Origin of the sequence: Streptomyces globisporus, assembly GCF_003501885.1 — a bacterium.
GTDB lineage: Bacteria > Actinomycetota > Actinomycetes > Streptomycetales > Streptomycetaceae > Streptomyces > Streptomyces globisporus_D.
In genome coordinates this window covers 1-15,745 of record NZ_QWFA01000203.1, presented here as the reverse complement: position 1 = coordinate 15,745, position 15,745 = coordinate 1, and the positions used below count along the sequence as shown (strand labels likewise).

Genomic DNA, 15,745 nt, shown 5'->3' with positions numbered 1-15,745 from the left:
TCCTCCCGCCCCCTGTCCCTGCCGGGACCCCCGCAGGCGGGCTAACCTGCGGTGCAGCCCGTTGCCACGGCCGCTCAAGGAGGACCATCGGTGCCGCAGCTCCCCGACGACCTGGACGCCGTCGCGGTACGCACGTGGTGCTCGCTGGCCCTGGAGGCCCTGGGCCGGGAGCGCGCGGAGATCGACGCGATCAACGTCTATCCCATCGCCGACGGGGACACCGGCACCAACCTCTATCTGACCGTCGAGTCCGCGGCCGCCGCCGTCGAAGCGGTCTTCGCCGCCCATGAGACCGGCACCACCGCACCCGCCACCGCCGACGCCGTACGCGCCATGGCGCACGGCGCCCTGATCGGCGCCCGCGGGAACTCCGGCACGATCCTGGCCCAGCTGCTGCGCGGCATGGCCGGGGTCCTGGCCGACGGCGGCGACGCCGCCCATCTGCGCCTCGCTCTCACGAGCGCCGCCGACGCGGCCCGGCAGGCCGTCGCCCACCCCGTCGAGGGCACCGTGCTCACCGTCGCCGCCGAGGCCGCCCGGGCCGCCCGGGCCGCCCGGGGCGAGGACCCCGACCTGCGCACCGTCGTCACCGCCGCCCACGAGGGGGCGCGCGCCGCCCTCGCGCGCACCCCCGAGCAGCTCGCCGTCCTCGGCCGGGCCGGCGTGGTCGACGCCGGGGGCCGGGGGCTGGTGGCGGTGCTGGGCGCGCTGGTGGAGACGGTGACCGGGCAGGCTCCCGTACGAGGACCCCGTACCGCCTCCGGGAACGCCGCGAAGGCGCCCGTGATCGTGGACGGAGGGTCCGTGGTGGGGCTGCCGGTGGGCGGCACACCGGTGGAGGGCGTCACGGAGGGAGGCCTTCCGGTGGCCGCTCCGGGGGAGCTCCCGCTCGACTGCCCCGAGGACGGGGGCGCCGGGCCCGCGTTCGAGGTGATCTACCTCCTGGAGGCCCGCGACGAGCAGGTGGCCCGGCTGCGCACCCGGCTCGACGCGCTCGGCGACTCCCTGGTCGTCGTTGGCGGTGACGGGCTCTGGCACGTCCACGTCCATGTCGACGACGCCGGGGCGGCCGTGGAAGCGGGCGTCGAGGCCGGGCGGCCCTACCGGATCCGGATCACCCACTTCGCCACCGAGAGCGGCCACGACGTCCGCGTCCAGGCCGAACCCGCCCAGCGCGCCGTCGTCGTGGTGGTCCCCGGCGACGGCTTGGCCGGGCTCTGCACCGAGGCCGGCGCCACCACCGTGATCGCGCGCCCCGGCGAACCCCCCGCCAGCGGCGAACTGGTCGACGCCATCCGCCGCGCCCACGCCCGCGAGGTGGTCCTGCTGCCCAACGACGCGGCGCTGCGCCACACCGCGGCCGCCGCCGCCGAACAGGCCAGGACCGAGGGGGTCCGGGTCGCCCTCGTCCCCACCCGCGCCGCCGTGCAGGGCATCGCCGCGCTCGCCGTCCACGAACCCGACCGCGGCTTCGACGAGGACGTGGTGGCCATGACCGCGGCCGCCGGGGCCACCCGCTACGCCGAACTGGCCGTCGCCGAGCGCCAGTCGTGGACCATGGCGGGCATCTGCCAGGCCGGGGACATCCTCGGACTGATCGACGGCGACGTGGCCGTGATCGGCGCCGACGTCCCGGGCACCGCCCGCACCGTGCTCGACCGGATGCTGGCGGCGGGCGGCGAACTGGTCACCCTCGTCCTCGGCGAGGACGTCCCCGACGCGCTGGCCGACGCACTGGAGGAGCACGTACGGGAGGGCCACCTCGCCGTGGACACGGTGGTCTACCGGGGCGGCCACCAGCGCGCACCGCTGCTCATCGGCGTCGAGTAGCGGCCCCGCCGCCGCGCCCGGCGGACAGCTGTCAGTGCCGTGGTGTGCAATGGATCGCGTGTCCTCGTTCGATGAACCTCTGAAGAAGCTGCTCGGCGGAGCCACCGCGAAGGTGATGGCCGAACACCTCGACCTGCACACGGTCGGTGATCTGCTGCACCACTACCCGCGGCGGTACGAGGAGCGCGGCAAGCTGACCGCGCTGGCCGACCTCCCGCTGGACGAGCACGTCACGGTCGTCGCCCAGGTCGCCGACGCCCGGATCCTGATGTTCAACAACGGCCGGGGCAAACGCCTGGAGGTCACCCTCACCGACGGCAGCGGCCGCCTCCAGCTGGTCTTCTTCGGCCACGGCGTCCACAAGCCGCACAAGGAGCTGCTCCCGGGCCGCCAGGCGATGTTCGCGGGCAAGGTCTCCGTCTTCAACCGCAAGATGCAGCTCGCCCACCCCACGTACCAACTGCTCGACGCCTCCGACGCCGACGAGGCCACCGAGGCCGTGGACGCCTTCGCCGGACGGCTGCTGCCGATCTACCCCGCGTGCAAGCAGCTCGACTCCTGGCGGATCGCCAAGGCCGTGGACGCCGTCCTGCCCAGCGCCCGGGACGCGGTGGACCCGCTGCCCGCCGCCCTGCGCGAGGGGCGCGGCTTCACCCCGCTGCCCGAGGCCTTGCTCAAGGTGCACCGCCCGCAGACCAAGGCCGATATCGAGGACGCCAAGGCCCGCCTCAAATGGGACGAGGCGTTCGTCCTCCAGGTCGCTCTGGCCCGCCGCCGGTACGCCGACACCCAGCTGCCCGCCGCCGCCCGCCGCCCCGTCGCGGACGGCCTGCTGGACGCGTTCGACGCCAAGCTGCCGTTCACCCTCACCGAGGGCCAGGAGAAGGTCAGCAAGGAGATCTTCGACGACCTCGCCACCGAGCACCCGATGCACCGCCTCCTCCAGGGCGAGGTGGGCAGTGGCAAGACCATGGTGGCCCTGCGCGCCATGCTCGCCGTGGTCGACGCGGGCGGCCAGGCCGCGATGCTCGCCCCCACCGAGGTCCTCGCCCAGCAGCACCACCGCTCGATCACCGAGATGATGGGCGAGCTGGCCGAGGGCGGCATGCTGGGCGGCTCGGACCGGGGGACCAAGGTCGTGCTGCTCACCGGCTCGATGGGCACGGCCGCCCGGCGTCAGGCCCTGCTCGACCTGGTCACCGGCGAGGCCGGGATCGTCATCGGCACCCACGCCCTCATCGAGGACAAGGTCCAGTTCCACGACCTGGGCCTGGTCGTCGTGGACGAACAGCACCGCTTCGGCGTGGAACAGCGCGACGCCCTGCGCTCCAAGGGCAAGCAGCCGCCCCACCTCCTCGTCATGACCGCCACCCCCATCCCCCGTACGGTCGCGATGACGGTCTTCGGCGACCTGGAGACCTCCGTCCTGGACCAGCTCCCGGCCGGCCGCTCCCCGATCGCCAGCCATGTGGTCCCCGCCAAGGACAAGCCCCACTTCCTCGCCCGAGCCTGGGAACGCGTCCGCGAGGAGGTCGAGAACGGCCACCAGGCGTATGTGGTCTGCCCCCGCATCGGCGACGACGCGGAGGAGGAGAAGAAGGGCAAGGCCAAGAAGAAGGCCGCCGAGGAGGATCCGGACAAGCGCCCGCCGCTCGCCGTCCTCGAGATCGCCGACGAGCTGCGCACGGGCGCGCTGGCCGGGCTGACCGTCGAGGTGCTGCACGGCCGGATGCACCCCGACGAGAAGGACGACGTCATGCGCCGGTTCGCCGCCGGGGACGTCGACGTCCTGGTCGCCACCACCGTCATCGAGGTCGGGGTCAACGTCCCCAACGCCACCGCCATGGTGATCATGGACGCCGACCGCTTCGGCGTCTCCCAGCTCCACCAGCTGCGCGGCCGCGTCGGCCGTGGCTCCGCCCCCGGGCTCTGCCTGCTGGTCAGCGAGGCCCACGAGGCGAGCCCCGCCCGCGCCCGCCTCTCCGCCGTCGCCGCCACCCTCGACGGCTTCGAGCTCTCCCGTATCGACCTGGAGCAGCGCCGCGAGGGCGATGTGCTGGGCCAGGCCCAGTCCGGGGTGCGCTCCTCGCTCCGGATGCTCACCGTCATCGACGACGAGGAGGTCATCGCCGCCGCCCGAGAGGAGGCCGTGGCGATCGTCGCCGCCGACCCGGAGCTGGAGCACCTGCCGGAGCTGCGCACGGTGCTGGCCGCCCTCCTGGACAAGGACCGCGAGGAGTATCTCGACAAGGGGTGAGCCCGGGGCCGTCCTGCTGGTGCGGGCCGTACGCCATATCGTGGACGCACGGCCCGTGCCCGTACGCACGCGCCCGATGGATGCCCCCGACCCCGAGGACCCGACACCCATGACCCGCGTGATCGCCGGCTCGGCCGGCGGACGCCGCCTGGCCGTCCCGCCCGGCACCGGCACCCGCCCCACCTCCGACCGTGCGCGCGAGGGCCTCTTCTCCACCTGGCAGGCGCTCCTCGGCACCCTGGAGGGGACCCGGGTCGCCGACCTGTACGCCGGATCCGGCGCCGTCGGCCTCGAAGCGCTCTCCCGCGGCGCGGTCCACGCCCTGCTCGTGGAGGCCGACCCGAAGGCCGTCCGCACGGTCCGCGACAACGTCCGCACCCTCGGCCTCCCGGGCGCCGAGGTCCGTACCGGCAAAGCCGAACAGATCGTGACAGGACCGGCACCCGCCGACCCGTACGACATCGTCTTCCTCGATCCGCCGTACGCCGTGACCGACGACGATCTTCGCGAGATCCTGCTCACACTCCGTGCTCAGGGGTGGCTCGCCGACGATGTGCTCGTCACCGTGGAACGCAGCACCCGGGGCGGAGAATTCGGCTGGCCCGCCGGATTCGAGCCACTGCGGTCCCGTCGCTACGGCGAGGGAACGCTTTGGTACGGTCGCGCCGCCGCTACGTGCGAAGACGCACGATGACCGGACCGGAGAGCGAGGGAATCACTGTGCGCCGCGCCGTCTGTCCGGGGTCGTTCGACCCCATCACCAACGGACATCTCGACATCATTGGCCGAGCCTCGAAGCTGTACGACGTGGTGCACGTGGCGGTGATGATCAACCAGTCCAAGAAGGGGCTGTTCACCGTCGACGAGCGGATCGAGCTGATCCGCGAGGTCACCGCCGACTTCGGCAACGTCGAGGTGGAGTCCTTCCACGGCCTGCTGGTCGACTTCTGCAAGCAGCGGGAGATCCCGGCGATCGTGAAGGGCCTGCGGGCCGTCAGCGACTTCGACTACGAGCTGCAGATGGCCCAGATGAACAACGGCCTCTCCGGCGTCGAGACGCTCTTCGTGCCGACCAACCCGACGTACAGCTTCCTGTCGTCGTCGCTGGTCAAGGAGGTGGCGACCTGGGGCGGCGACGTCTCCCACCTGCTGCCGCCGACCGTCCACGAGGCGCTCGTGAAGCGGCTCGGTGAACGCTGACGTACTGACGGGCCGTCACCAGGTGTCGGGCGGTGGCCGACTGGCCTTACAGTCGTCCCGTCCGTCTCCAACGGAGCAGCAGCTTCAACAGAGCAGCAGAGAGTGGCGAGCACACGGTGGACGTGCAGAAGAAGCTCGACGAGATCGTCGAAGCGGTCGGGAGCGCCCGATCCATGCCCATGTCGGCCTCGTGCGTGGTCAACCGCGCCGAGCTGCTCGCCATGCTCGAAGAGGTGCGCCAGGCCCTGCCCGGCTCCCTCGCCCAGGCCCAGGAGCTGATCGGCGGCCAGGAGCAGTTCGCCGAGCAGGCCCGCCAGGAGGCCGAGCGGATCATCGAGTCGGCCCACGCCCAGCGCGCCTCGCTGATCTCCGAGACCGAGATCGCCCGGCAGTCGCAGAGCGAGGCCGACCGGATCCTGTCCGAGGCCCGCCGCGAGGCCGAGGAGGTCCGGGCCGAGGCCGACGACTACGTCGACAGCAAGCTCGCCAACTTCGAGGTCGTCCTCACCAAGACCATCGGCTCGGTGGACCGGGGCCGCGAGAAGCTCCTCGGCCGGGGGCAGGGCCTGGACGAGCAGGGTTACGAGGACCCCGACTTCACCGAGGCCCCCGAGCGCAGCGCCGACCCGGAGACGCTGAAGCAGCGGGCCGACGCGTACGTGGACGCCAAGTTCGGCGCCTTCGAGGCCGTCCTCGCCAAGACCCTGGAGGCCGTCGGCCGCGGTCGGCAGAAGCTGCACGGCCGGGTCGCCACCGACGACCTCGGCGCGCACATCGCCGCCCAGGACGCCGCGGGCGGCCAGGGCCACACCAGCGACGCCGACTATCTGGCCGGTCTCGCCGAGATGGCCACCCCCGAACCCCGGCAGGCACCGCAGCAGGCGCCCCAGCAGCCCGCCTACCCGGCGCAGCCGACGGCCGAGCCGAGCTACGCGCAGGCGGCGTACGGCTATCAGGAGCAGCCGCTCCAGCAGGGTGTCCAGGACGCGTACGGCTACCAGCAGCAGCCCGACCCGTACGCGGCGTACCAGCAGCAGGGCGGCTACGACCCCAACGGCTACCCGCCCCAGCCCACCGGCCGGCCCGACTACGGCTGGCAGCAGCAGACCCAGCAGCACGGGCAGGGACAGGGTCAGGCGCCCGACCAGCAGGGCGGCGGCGCGCTGGACGAGACCAGCCTCTTCGACACCAGCATGATCGACCTGGAGCAGCTGCGCCGGTACGAACAGGGTCGCTGACCCCGGCGGGGCTGCCCCGATTGGGTGCTGAGCGGTCCGTCCAGTATCCTGAATCCTCGGTCGCACATAGGTCCGCGATTCCGGCTGCCCGTTTCGTCTACGAATCGGGACCATTTGACTCCGGACCGTAGACGGCCCCCTCCTTCGCAGTACGACACCCATGATTTCGAAAGCAGGAAAAGCCCTGAACGGCCACCTCGACCACCGCAACCCTCTCGTGTTCGATACGCACGAGCTGGGTCGGCGTCCCGGTGCCATGAAGCGGCTGTCCCGCTCGGTGGAAGCACCCGGTTCACCGGTCCTGGGCATCGACGGCGTCATCGGCGTGCCGGAAGGCGCGCCCGTGGAGCTGGACCTCCGCCTCGAATCGGTCATGGAAGGGGTGCTTGTCACAGGCACCGCCGGTGCGACCGCCGAGGGGGAGTGCGTAAGGTGTCTGGAGCCGCTGACCGTAGAGGTCGACGCGGACTTCCAGGAAATGTTCTCGTACCCTGACGCCGATGACCGGGGCCGCAGCAGTGCGGCGGAACCGGCCGACGACGCCGAGGACGACGAGGACAGGTTCTTTCTCGAGGACGGCTTGTTCGACCTCGAACCCATGCTGCGTGACGCGGTAGTGCTCGCACTGCCCATGCAGCCGGTGTGCTCGGAGGACTGCGCCGGTCTGTGTTCCGAATGCGGAATCAGGCTGGACGAGAATCCGGGCCACCACCACGACGCCGTCGACATCCGTTGGGCGGCACTGCAAGGACTCGCCGAGACCGTTCAGGACGGCGAGAAGGACAACATGGGCGGCGCCGAACCGGGCGTCGACGAGAAGCAGGAGAAGTAGCCGTGGCTGTTCCGAAGCGGAAGATGTCGCGCAGCAACACGCGCCACCGCCGGTCGCAGTGGAAGGCTGCGGTCCCCACCCTGGTTTCGTGCGAGCGTTGCCAGGAGCCCAAGCTCCAGCACATTGCGTGCCCGAGCTGCGGCACCTACAACAAGCGCCAGGTCCTCGAGGTCTGAGCGGCTGGTGAGAGGCCCGATGTCTGAGTTGTCCAGCGCCAAGAAGCAGGCAGACAACGTCAACACAGCCTCGTCCCACACGCTTCTGGAAGGGCGGCTCGGGTATCACCTCGAGTCCGCCCTTCTGGTGCGTGCGCTGACCCACCGTTCCTACGCGTACGAGAACGGCGGCCTGCCCACCAACGAGCGGCTCGAATTCCTCGGGGATTCGGTGCTCGGCCTGGTGGTCACGGACACGCTGTACCGCACCCACCCCGACCTGCCCGAAGGCCAGCTGGCCAAGTTGCGGGCCGCGGTGGTCAACTCGCGTGCGCTGGCGGAAGTGGGCCGCGGCCTCGAACTCGGCTCGTTCATCCGGCTCGGCCGCGGTGAAGAGGGCACGGGGGGCCGGGACAAGGCTTCCATCCTCGCCGACACACTGGAAGCAGTGATCGGCGCGGTCTATCTCGACCAGGGCCTCAGCGCGGCCTCGGAGCTGGTCCACCGGCTCTTCGACCCGCTGATCGACAGGTCCTCGAACCTCGGCGCCGGCCTGGACTGGAAGACCAGCCTCCAGGAACTCACCGCGAGCGAGAGCCTCGGAGTCCCCGAGTACCTCGTCACGGAGACCGGCCCGGATCACGAGAAGACCTTCACTGCTGCCGCTCGCGTCGGTGGTGTCTCGTACGGCACCGGCACCGGCCGTAGCAAGAAGGAAGCGGAGCAGCAGGCGGCCGAGTCCGCCTGGCGCGAGATCAGCGCCGCCGCAGAGGCACGGCAGGCCGCGGAGAAGTCCGCGGCCGACGGAGGGGCCGCCGACACCCCTGCCGAACCGTCGCCGAACACGGACGCCGCTCCGGCCTGAAGCTGTACGAGAACCCCTCGGTGCCTTGCGCACCGGGGGGTTTTCCCTGTCCAGGGGCGCGGTTCACGCGGTCACCGGAGTCTTTGCGGTCCTCGCGTCTCCGCCCGCCCCGTACTACCGTCGATGTGTCTGGAGTGGTGCACCGTGCCCGAGCTGCCCGAGGTCGAAGTCGTCCGCAGGGGACTTGAGCGCTGGGTCAGCGGCCGCACCGTCACCGAGGTCGAGGTCCTGCACCCGCGCTCGGTCCGCCGGCACCTCGCGGGCGGCGTCGACTTCGCCGCCCGGCTCCGCGGGGTCCGCTTCGGTCCGGCGATGCGGCGCGGCAAGTACCTCTGGGTGCCGATCGAGGAGGCGTCCGCCTCGCTGCTCGGCCACCTGGGGATGAGCGGCCAGCTGCTGGTGCAGCCCGCGGACGCGCCCGACGAGAAGCACCTGCGGATCCGGATGCGGTTCGACGACGCGCTCGGCACCGAACTGCGCTTCGTCGACCAGCGCACCTTCGGCGGGCTCTCGCTGCACGGCAACACCCCCGAGGGACTGCCCGACACCATCGCGCACATCGCCCGGGACCCGCTCGACCCGCTCTTCGACGACGCCGCGTTCCACACCGCGCTGCGGCTGCGCCGCACCACCGTCAAGCGCGCCCTGCTCGACCAGTCGCTGATCAGCGGCGTCGGCAACATCTACGCCGACGAGGCGCTCTGGCGGGCCAAGCTGCACTACGACCGGCCGACCGCGACCCTGACCCGCCCCAAGTCCGCCGAACTGCTCGGCCACGCCCGCGACGTCATGAACGCGGCCCTCGCCCAGGGCGGCACCAGCTTCGACAGCCTGTACGTCAACGTGAACGGCGAGTCCGGCTACTTCGACCGGTCGCTCGACGCGTACGGCCGGGAGGGCGAGCCCTGCAACCGGTGCGCTACCCCGATGCGCCGCCGCGCCTGGATGAACCGCTCCAGCTACTACTGCCCGCGTTGTCAGCGGCCGCCGCGCGCCTCGTCGTAACGCGCCCGGGAGGCCAGGACCTCGTCCATCCGCCCCTCGACACAGTGGATGAGACCGAGGAGCTTCTCGGCGACCTCGCGGCCGAACGGGGTGAGCTCGTAGTCCACCCGGGGCGGGTTCACCGGCTGGGCCTCCCGCAGGACGAGTCCGTCCCGCTCCAGGGCGTGCAGGGTCTGGGAGAGCATCTTCTCGCTGACCCCGTCGACCCGGCGGCGCAGCTCGTTGAACCGGAGGCTCTCCTCGTGCAGGGCGCCGATCGTCAGACCGCCCCAGCGCCCGGTGACGTGCTCCAGCGTCGAGCGTGAGGGGCACGCGCGCGAGAAGACGTCGAACGCGAGGTTGTCGAAGCCGTCCGTACCCGTGCTGCCCGTATCCGTATCGCTGGCCATACCCAAAGCTTACTCCCGTACAGCGCTCACCCCGAGGGAGCGCTGTACGGGAGTAAGAAGACCGGTCGGGTCGGTCAGAAGCCGAAGAAGAGACGGGCCGCGCTTCTGGCCTGCGGTTGTGTAGTCGGCTGACGCCCTGAACTGCGACTTCGTAGTGGGTGGTTGTCAGCGTTGGTCGTCGTTGAGCACCCTCGCACGGCCCAGAGGCGGCCCGAGCGGGTGGCTGTTTGATCCCCTCAACGCGCACTGCAGGGCGCTCCCTCTTGGATCGTTCTCGATATACGCTTGTCTCTCGTACTCGATACATGCTCTAATGGGCGCATGGTGAACATTCGGCTCACTAAACCGACGATTGCGGTCCTACAGACTTTGCTTTCGGCTCCGAGTGAAGCTCCTGCATGGGGCCTCAGTATTTGCCGGGATGCCGACCTTGGTCCTGGCACCGTCTATCCGATTCTTGACCGGCTTGCAGAGCGTGGTTGGGTGACGAGCTTCGATGAGACGGGGCCGCACCCCGGTCGGCCGGCGCGGCGGTTCTATGAACTGACGGGCACTGGACGTCAGTACGCCGTATCGGCGCTGGAGGCGCGCAAGGTGCGCCGGTTCGGACTTGGCCTTTCGGGCGGTGCGGCGTGAGTACCCTTCCCAGGAAGCTTGAGTTCTCGGACGGCTGCGTCAAGCAGATGAACACTTTGGCTGTGGTCGACCAGCAGAAGCTGGGGCATAGCATTACGAGCTACATCTCCGGACGTAAGCGGCCCGATGTCCATCACATCCGCACCGGTCGAACCTTTGTGCGTATTGAAGAGGTGCGCGTATCGGAAGAGTTGTGGGCCCTAGTGCGGAAAGCCGCTCCCAACTGCTACGTCATGGAACGCCTTGTGCAGGGCGACCGCGACCTTGTGAGTCAGGTCGGGATTGACGTAGCGATGCGTCACTGGGCGGTTCAGCGGATGGCCAACCAGGCAGGTCCGGCGGCACGGCGCGTGACCAGCCTGGCGGCCTGGCTATCGGGGCCTCATCGCGCCCACTTGCAGCATGAGTGGGCTGCTCACCTTGCTGGCTCTCCGGAAGAGGGCGTTGTCCTCTCGTCTCGGCAGAAACTCCTGCTTGCGATGGGCTTCCTGTGTGCAGCTCTGCGCATGCGCTCCAGTGACGCTGTCCGACCGGCGTGGCGGCCTGTTGATTGGACGCTGCGCAGCGCATCGCGCACAAACGCGACTATCACTGCTGTCGTAGGTGCGCAGGCTGTCTACATTGTTGGAGATGGCGGTCTCTCCGCATTGGTGACCGATGTATGGGAACCGTGCGGCATTGCCGGGGCTGGTCTTTACGTTTTGACACGGTGGCTTCGTCGCCTGCGCGGAATTGAGCTGGCGGAATCAGCGCGCGAACCTGGAGATGGTAAGTAAGGCGGTAGCTACACTCGAAGCTTTACCCGCGACCTGCTTTAGCTCCCATCCCGTCCGCCTTCGACCCACACTCCGTGGAGCGGTCGTGGTTCAGGGCGTCAAGGTGGAGCGCGCCACTGTACGAACGACCTTGACGCCCTGGGCCGCNGCGGGCGCAGCCAGAGCCGGGAAGCGCGCCCGGCGGAGCGGAGCGCAGCCGGGTGCCTTGATGAGGTAGAGAAACCTGTAACAGCTCTCGTCGTCAGGCGGGTGCCACGAAGCAAACGGCGTCGACCTGCTTGCCGCCGAAGGTGTGGACGGCCTCCCCGATGCGTTGCCAGCCAAGGCGCTCATAGAGGCGGATCGCGGCTGCGTCCTTCGTCAAGACCTCCAGCACCAAGCGCAGGTGCCTCTCTCGGGCGTAGGCCGTAGCGGCTTCCATGAGGCGTTTACCGGCGGACGCCTTACGCGCTTCACGCGCCACGAAGAGTCGGGCTAGGACCCCGATGTGGGAGTTGTCGTCACCGCTCTCTTCCCTCCAGAGTCGGGCCACCTCTTCTCCCGGCTGCGGGCTGTTGATGGCGATATGCCCCACCACATGTCCATCGAGTTCCGCGACCCATGCCGCCAGAAGTCCTTCTGGAGATAGCCAGGCTTCAGGGTCCTTCACCCCTTCGACTGGGTATCCGTCGGATTCGTGTACGGCGGTGAGAACGGTTGCCGCCTCCGCAAGGTCACGTGCCTCACGCGGGCGAACTGTGGCCGTTGACATGCGTTTCCCCCTCCATTGCGGTCTACTCAACCGGCAGTTCGTAGAGCAGTCCTGTTTGGTCGGCTCGGTGTACGTACCTAGACACCTCGAACGGCTGCAAGTCCTGATCAAGGCTGGTGTGGAGCACCTCCAGAACCGGCACGCCTGGCAGCAATTGGAGGAACCGGGCTTCCTCTGGCGTTGGCATCCGCGCGCTGATCTCGTCACGGACCCGCGTCATGACGTGCCCTAGGTCCTCAAGCCGCCCATAGATTCCGTCCTTGCCGGTTTTCGGCTGCATGAGCAGGGTGCCTTGCGCCTCGTCCCACCGGAGGTACGTCGAGACGATCTGAACGGGTTCGTCGTCGGCGAAGTAGTGGTTCTCCCGGTGCACGACGCTCTGTTCGCCCGAGGGCACACCGAGGCGCTCCGCCACGTCGAGCGGCGGGGTCTCGCGCTCGATGTACAGCACGTCGATCCTGGGCACCTTGCCTTGACGCTGCGCCTCTAGTCGGAATGGGGTCAGCCCAGTCTCCCGGTTCTTGATCGAGTACCGATCGCTCCCGAACCTGAACAACTTCTGCGGCTCACGGACGAACACCCCCCGCCCGTGCTTGGCAGTCACGAGACCTTGCTCCGCAAGCAGTCGCACAGCCTCGCGCGCCGTGTTGCGGGCGGCCCCGAACTCCTCGGCCAATGCGCGCTCCGAGGGCAACTTCTCCCCGGCCGGGATCTCTCCGTCGCGGATCCGTCGGCGAAGCTCCTCCGCGATGCGTCTGCTTGCTGGCTGCTGAGTAGGGGGCTCGGACGGGTTCATGTCGACAGCGTACCAACTGGCTCAAGCCAGAAGCTTGACGACGCTTCCCGTGACGTGCTCAACTGGCTTAAGCCAGTAAGTGGCTCAAGCCAGTTGGGGCTGGCGCTTCTCGTGCTGCCCCACGCGATGAGGGAGACGCTCATGCCGTCCTTCAAGATCGATGTTTCGACCGCTGTTGTGTTCGTGGCGACGCCTCCGACTCCGAAGCTCGTGAGCAAGCAGACCGGTGAGATCGCGATCGACCGGGAGACCGGTGCCCCGCTCGCGACGGTGGGTCTGCTGGTCGCGGACGAGGGGGAGGGCAATCTCTACCAGGTGACCGTGCCGAACACGGGTGTCCCGGAGAACCTGGCCCCCGGTACCCCGGTCACGGTGATCGGCCTCAAGGCCCGGGACTGGGAGAACACGTTCAACGGCCAGACCCGGCACGGGATCAGCTTCCGCGCGGTCGCTGTGACCCCGCTGGGGGCCTGATCATGTCGGACCTGTCCACGGTGATCGAGGTTGCGGGGGCCTTATCGGCCGCCGGTGGCCTCGGCTACGCCAAGGCGCGCTCGCCTCGGGTGTTCTGGTCGCTGGTCGGTGCCCCGGTCGCCCGGGTCCGCTTCTCGGTGACGTACCGGGCGACGATGGATGTGTGCGGGCTGACGGTCCAGCCGTCCCGCCTGCGGGCGTTCATGGTCCGCAACGTGGCCCGCCAGGAAGTCCAGCCTGTTCCCCCGCAGGTCCGCCGGGTCCGCTACTCCTCGACCGGGATGCGGGCGACGCTTCGCCTCCCGGCCGGTCTGGAGCCTGCCGACGTGTCCGCCGCCTCCGAACGGCTCCGCCACGCCTGGGGCGTCCACTCCGTCCACGTGGTCGAGGTCAAGCCCGGGTTCGTGGAACTGCGAATGACCGGCTACGACGTGCTGCGCCGCGTGAAGATGCCCCGCCGCCTGCCCCGCAACGTCACCGCCGGTCCGCTGGTCGTGCCGGTGGCCCTGCGGGAGGACGGCACGGCGTTCGTCCGGGACTACCAGAAGGTCCCGCACGCCCTGACGGTCGGTGCGAACCAGTCGGGCAAGTCGATGTATCAGCGCAACCTCATCTCCGGTCTGGCCAAGCTCCCCGTCGGCCTGGTCGGGATCGACTGCAAGCGGGGTGTCGAACAGCGCGGCTATGCACCCCGCCTCTCCGCCCTGGCGGTCACTCCGGACGAGGCGGACGGGCTGCTGGAAGCCCTCGTGGGGGAGATGGAAGAGCGCTTCGACCTCCTCAGCAACCACGGCGTCTCGGACATCTGGGGTCTGCCTGCCGCGGTGCGCCCGGTGCCGTTGGTCATCCTGGTCGATGAGGTCGCGGAACTGTTCCTCGTCGCCGCGAAGAAGGATGAGGAACGCCGGGACCGGATGGTGATGCGGATGATCCGGCTCGCGCAGATGGCCCGTGCGGTGGGGATCTTCCTGGAGGTGTGCGGGCAGCGCTTCGGCTCCGACCTCGGTAAAGGCGCAACCGCCCTGCGTGCCCAGCTCACGGGCCGTGTAGTGCACCGGGTCAACGACAAACAGACCGCCGAGATGGCTCTCGGGGACATCGCCCCCGAAGCGGTCTTCGCCGCGACCACCATTCCCCCGGACCGTCCCGGTGTCGCTGTGGCTGGCGACTCCTCCGGGGGCTGGTCCCGCATCCGCACCCCCGCCATGACTCCGGCCGAAGCGGTCGCGGTCTGCCGGGAGTACGCGCACCTCACCCCGCATCTTGCCGCTCTGGCTCCGTTCCGGCCGGCCGTTTCCGCCGCCCCGGCTCCGGGCTCCCCGCTCCTCAAGCCCCGCCCGGCGACCAGCTAACTCCCCACCCTGCAACACCGGTTGGCGTGACTGTCTCGCGCCAGGTCCCTACCCCGCCCATGCCCGGAACCGGAAGGAACCACCGCCATGGCCACCCAACGGACCACCACCAAGACCCCGAAGAACCCCGCCCCCGTCCCGGTCGAACCGGCGCCGTGCCAGCCGTGCGGCGGGACCGGAAACGTCGCGATCACGGTGCGGGTCGGTCGCAAGCGCCGCCCGGTCGGCCAGCAGGACGGGCTCTGCCTTAACTGCCTGGGGTCCGGCACCGACCCCGACGCCTGACCCCTCCGCCGCGGTGCCAGGCGGTGAACTCTCGTGTCCCGCCCGGCCCCGGCCCCCGCCCCTTCGAAAGGAGGTGAACCCGTGTCCCGCATCCGAATCGACGCCGTACTCATCCAGGCCGTCATCGCCGGTGCCCTGTCCTTCGCCCACCTGCACGACCTGGCCGCAGCCGCCGGACAAGACGGCTGGAAAGCCTGGGCCTACCCCGTCAGCGTCGACCTGCTCCTTGTCGCTGCCTGGCGACGCATGCGCACCACCTCGGACAACCGCGCCGCCTGGGCCTGGTTCATCATCGCCCTCGCCGCATCGCTCGGCGCGAACGTCGCCACCGCCGGACTCCTCAACCTCAACGACGTTCCCGCCTGGCTGCGCATCCTCGTCGCCGGATGGCCCGCCCTCGCCTTCCTCGGCGGCACCCTCCTCGTCCACAGCCCCACCACCGCGCCCACCGAGCCCGAGCCCGTCACCGCGGCACCGCTGCCCGCCCCTTCCGAGCCCGAACCGGTCCCGGACGTGACGGTGGAGCGCGCTCCCGAACCGGCTCCCGAGCTGCCGCCCGCGCCTGCTTCTGAGGAAGCCGCCGCGTCTCCGGTTTCCGCTCCGGCCGCGGCCGTTCCTCCGGCCCTTCTGGATCACGCCCGGAAGCTCGCCGACACCCACCAGGCCACCACCGGCAGCCGGATCGACTCCGCCACCCTGCGCGCCCGCCTCGGCGTCCCCGCACCCCTCGCCGACGCCATCACCGCCCAACTCGCCTAATCCATAAGGAGGTTCATGCCATGGCGCGCCCGAACCGCTTCACGAACGTGCTCCGCGTCGGCCCCGTTCAGGTCGGCACCCACCACGACGGCCGCGGCCGTACCAAGCACACCGCCGCCTGCACCGCCCCCGGCTGCAACTTCTC

At 70.0% G+C, this 15,745-nt stretch carries 19 protein-coding genes; 16 read left to right on the top strand and 3 right to left on the bottom strand.

The window, feature by feature from the left end; translation table 11 throughout:
• Positions 1–90: 90 nt before the first annotated feature.
• The 9 genes from D3105_RS28525 (at position 91) to mutM (ending at position 9,382) form a co-directional block, all read left to right on the top strand.
• Positions 91–1,830, top strand: coding sequence for a DAK2 domain-containing protein (locus D3105_RS28525; RefSeq protein ID WP_118905846.1), 1,740 nt, complete (start codon positions 91–93; stop codon positions 1,828–1,830).
• A gap of 49 nt (positions 1,831–1,879) precedes the next feature.
• Positions 1,880–4,087, top strand: coding sequence for an ATP-dependent DNA helicase RecG (gene recG, locus D3105_RS28520; RefSeq protein ID WP_206272931.1), 2,208 nt, complete (start codon positions 1,880–1,882; stop codon positions 4,085–4,087).
• Positions 4,088–4,196: 109 nt separating this feature from the next.
• Complete coding sequence (rsmD, locus tag D3105_RS28515; protein ID WP_118905844.1) at positions 4,197–4,781, top strand: 16S rRNA (guanine(966)-N(2))-methyltransferase RsmD; 585 nt, start codon at positions 4,197–4,199, stop codon at positions 4,779–4,781.
• Positions 4,782–4,807: 26 nt separating this feature from the next.
• Positions 4,808–5,287, top strand: coding sequence for a pantetheine-phosphate adenylyltransferase (gene coaD, locus D3105_RS28510; RefSeq protein ID WP_007448181.1), 480 nt, complete (start codon positions 4,808–4,810; stop codon positions 5,285–5,287).
• Between the two features lie 116 nt (positions 5,288–5,403).
• Positions 5,404–6,525 carry an ATP synthase F0 subunit B gene (locus tag D3105_RS28505; RefSeq protein ID WP_118905843.1) on the top strand — a complete coding sequence of 374 codons (1,122 nt, stop codon included), beginning with the start codon at positions 5,404–5,406 and terminating at the stop codon, positions 6,523–6,525.
• Positions 6,526–6,685: 160 nt separating this feature from the next.
• A complete protein-coding gene (locus D3105_RS28500; RefSeq protein WP_118905842.1) occupies positions 6,686–7,357 on the top strand; it encodes a YceD family protein in 672 nt (223 codons plus the stop codon).
• 2 nt (positions 7,358–7,359) lie between these two features.
• Positions 7,360–7,533 (top strand): 50S ribosomal protein L32, encoded by a 174-nt coding sequence (rpmF, locus tag D3105_RS28495; protein WP_003965982.1) that lies wholly within the window; start codon positions 7,360–7,362, stop codon positions 7,531–7,533.
• 19 nt (positions 7,534–7,552) lie between these two features.
• The gene (gene rnc, locus D3105_RS28490) at positions 7,553–8,377 is read left to right on the top strand and encodes a ribonuclease III (RefSeq protein WP_118905841.1); all 825 of its coding nucleotides are present in this window, start codon (positions 7,553–7,555) and stop codon (positions 8,375–8,377) included.
• Positions 8,378–8,521: 144 nt separating this feature from the next.
• The gene (gene mutM / locus D3105_RS28485) at positions 8,522–9,382 is read left to right on the top strand and encodes a bifunctional DNA-formamidopyrimidine glycosylase/DNA-(apurinic or apyrimidinic site) lyase (RefSeq protein WP_118905840.1); all 861 of its coding nucleotides are present in this window, start codon (positions 8,522–8,524) and stop codon (positions 9,380–9,382) included.
• Here the strand turns inward: mutM and D3105_RS28480 are convergent.
• Positions 9,355–9,771 (bottom strand): winged helix-turn-helix transcriptional regulator, encoded by a 417-nt coding sequence (locus D3105_RS28480; protein WP_118905839.1) that lies wholly within the window; start codon positions 9,769–9,771, stop codon positions 9,355–9,357. The two genes, mutM and D3105_RS28480, sit on opposite strands and share 28 nt — an antisense overlap.
• A 321-nt stretch (positions 9,772–10,092) precedes the next feature.
• Here D3105_RS28480 and D3105_RS28475 point away from each other — a divergent pair, with 321 nt between their 5' ends.
• Positions 10,093–10,407 carry a PadR family transcriptional regulator gene (locus D3105_RS28475; RefSeq protein ID WP_118905838.1) on the top strand — a complete coding sequence of 105 codons (315 nt, stop codon included), beginning with the start codon at positions 10,093–10,095 and terminating at the stop codon, positions 10,405–10,407.
• Complete coding sequence (locus D3105_RS34360; RefSeq protein WP_123947591.1) at positions 10,404–11,183, top strand: hypothetical protein; 780 nt, start codon at positions 10,404–10,406, stop codon at positions 11,181–11,183. The genes D3105_RS28475 and D3105_RS34360 overlap by 4 nt, the downstream gene beginning before the upstream one ends.
• Positions 11,184–11,424: 241 nt before the next feature.
• Here D3105_RS34360 and D3105_RS28470 read toward each other — a convergent pair whose 3' ends face one another.
• Together D3105_RS28470 and D3105_RS28465 are read right to left on the bottom strand one after the other, a co-directional pair.
• Positions 11,425–11,934, bottom strand: a complete 510-nt coding sequence (locus D3105_RS28470) for a GNAT family N-acetyltransferase (protein WP_206272929.1) — start codon at positions 11,932–11,934, stop codon at positions 11,425–11,427.
• 22 nt (positions 11,935–11,956) lie between these two features.
• Positions 11,957–12,730, bottom strand: a complete 774-nt coding sequence (locus D3105_RS28465; RefSeq protein WP_073879611.1) for a GntR family transcriptional regulator — start codon at positions 12,728–12,730, stop codon at positions 11,957–11,959.
• A gap of 141 nt (positions 12,731–12,871) precedes the next feature.
• On the opposite strand from D3105_RS28465, the gene D3105_RS28460 reads away from it, so the two are divergent.
• The 5 genes from D3105_RS28460 to D3105_RS28440 form a co-directional block, all read left to right on the top strand.
• Positions 12,872–13,204, top strand: coding sequence for a hypothetical protein (locus tag D3105_RS28460; protein ID WP_032760241.1), 333 nt, complete (start codon positions 12,872–12,874; stop codon positions 13,202–13,204).
• Positions 13,205–13,206: 2 nt separating this feature from the next.
• The gene (locus D3105_RS28455; protein ID WP_118905837.1) at positions 13,207–14,556 is read left to right on the top strand and encodes an FtsK/SpoIIIE domain-containing protein; all 1,350 of its coding nucleotides are present in this window, start codon (positions 13,207–13,209) and stop codon (positions 14,554–14,556) included.
• An 87-nt stretch (positions 14,557–14,643) separates the two neighbouring features.
• Positions 14,644–14,841, top strand: coding sequence for a hypothetical protein (locus D3105_RS28450; RefSeq protein WP_118905836.1), 198 nt, complete (start codon positions 14,644–14,646; stop codon positions 14,839–14,841).
• An 81-nt stretch (positions 14,842–14,922) separates the two neighbouring features.
• Positions 14,923–15,600: a DUF2637 domain-containing protein gene (locus D3105_RS28445; RefSeq protein WP_118905835.1), complete on the top strand. Its 678-nt coding sequence runs from the start codon at positions 14,923–14,925 to the stop codon at positions 15,598–15,600.
• A gap of 20 nt (positions 15,601–15,620) precedes the next feature.
• A partial coding sequence (locus D3105_RS28440) for a mobile element transfer protein (RefSeq protein ID WP_118903477.1) occupies positions 15,621–15,745 on the top strand: 125 nt, incomplete at its 3' end.

Bases quoted from the DNA above. Each gene is read 5' to 3' on its own strand.
- recG (WP_206272931.1), top strand. From the start codon at position 1,880: ATGGATCGCGTGTCCTCGTTCGATGAACCTCTGAAGAAGCTGCTCGGC.
- rsmD (WP_118905844.1), top strand. From the start codon at position 4,197: ATGACCCGCGTGATCGCCGGCTCGGCCGGCGGACGCCGCCTGGCCGTC.
- D3105_RS28500 (WP_118905842.1), top strand. From the start codon at position 6,686: ATGATTTCGAAAGCAGGAAAAGCCCTGAACGGCCACCTCGACCACCGC.
- rnc (WP_118905841.1), top strand. From the start codon at position 7,553: ATGTCTGAGTTGTCCAGCGCCAAGAAGCAGGCAGACAACGTCAACACA.
- D3105_RS28480 (WP_118905839.1), bottom strand. From the start codon at position 9,771: ATGGCCAGCGATACGGATACGGGCAGCACGGGTACGGACGGCTTCGAC.
- D3105_RS28475 (WP_118905838.1), top strand. From the start codon at position 10,093: ATGGTGAACATTCGGCTCACTAAACCGACGATTGCGGTCCTACAGACT.
- D3105_RS28470 (WP_206272929.1), bottom strand. From the start codon at position 11,934: ATGTCAACGGCCACAGTTCGCCCGCGTGAGGCACGTGACCTTGCGGAG.
- D3105_RS28465 (WP_073879611.1), bottom strand. From the start codon at position 12,730: ATGAACCCGTCCGAGCCCCCTACTCAGCAGCCAGCAAGCAGACGCATC.
- D3105_RS28460 (WP_032760241.1), top strand. From the start codon at position 12,872: ATGCCGTCCTTCAAGATCGATGTTTCGACCGCTGTTGTGTTCGTGGCG.
- D3105_RS28455 (WP_118905837.1), top strand. From the start codon at position 13,207: ATGTCGGACCTGTCCACGGTGATCGAGGTTGCGGGGGCCTTATCGGCC.
- D3105_RS28450 (WP_118905836.1), top strand. From the start codon at position 14,644: ATGGCCACCCAACGGACCACCACCAAGACCCCGAAGAACCCCGCCCCC.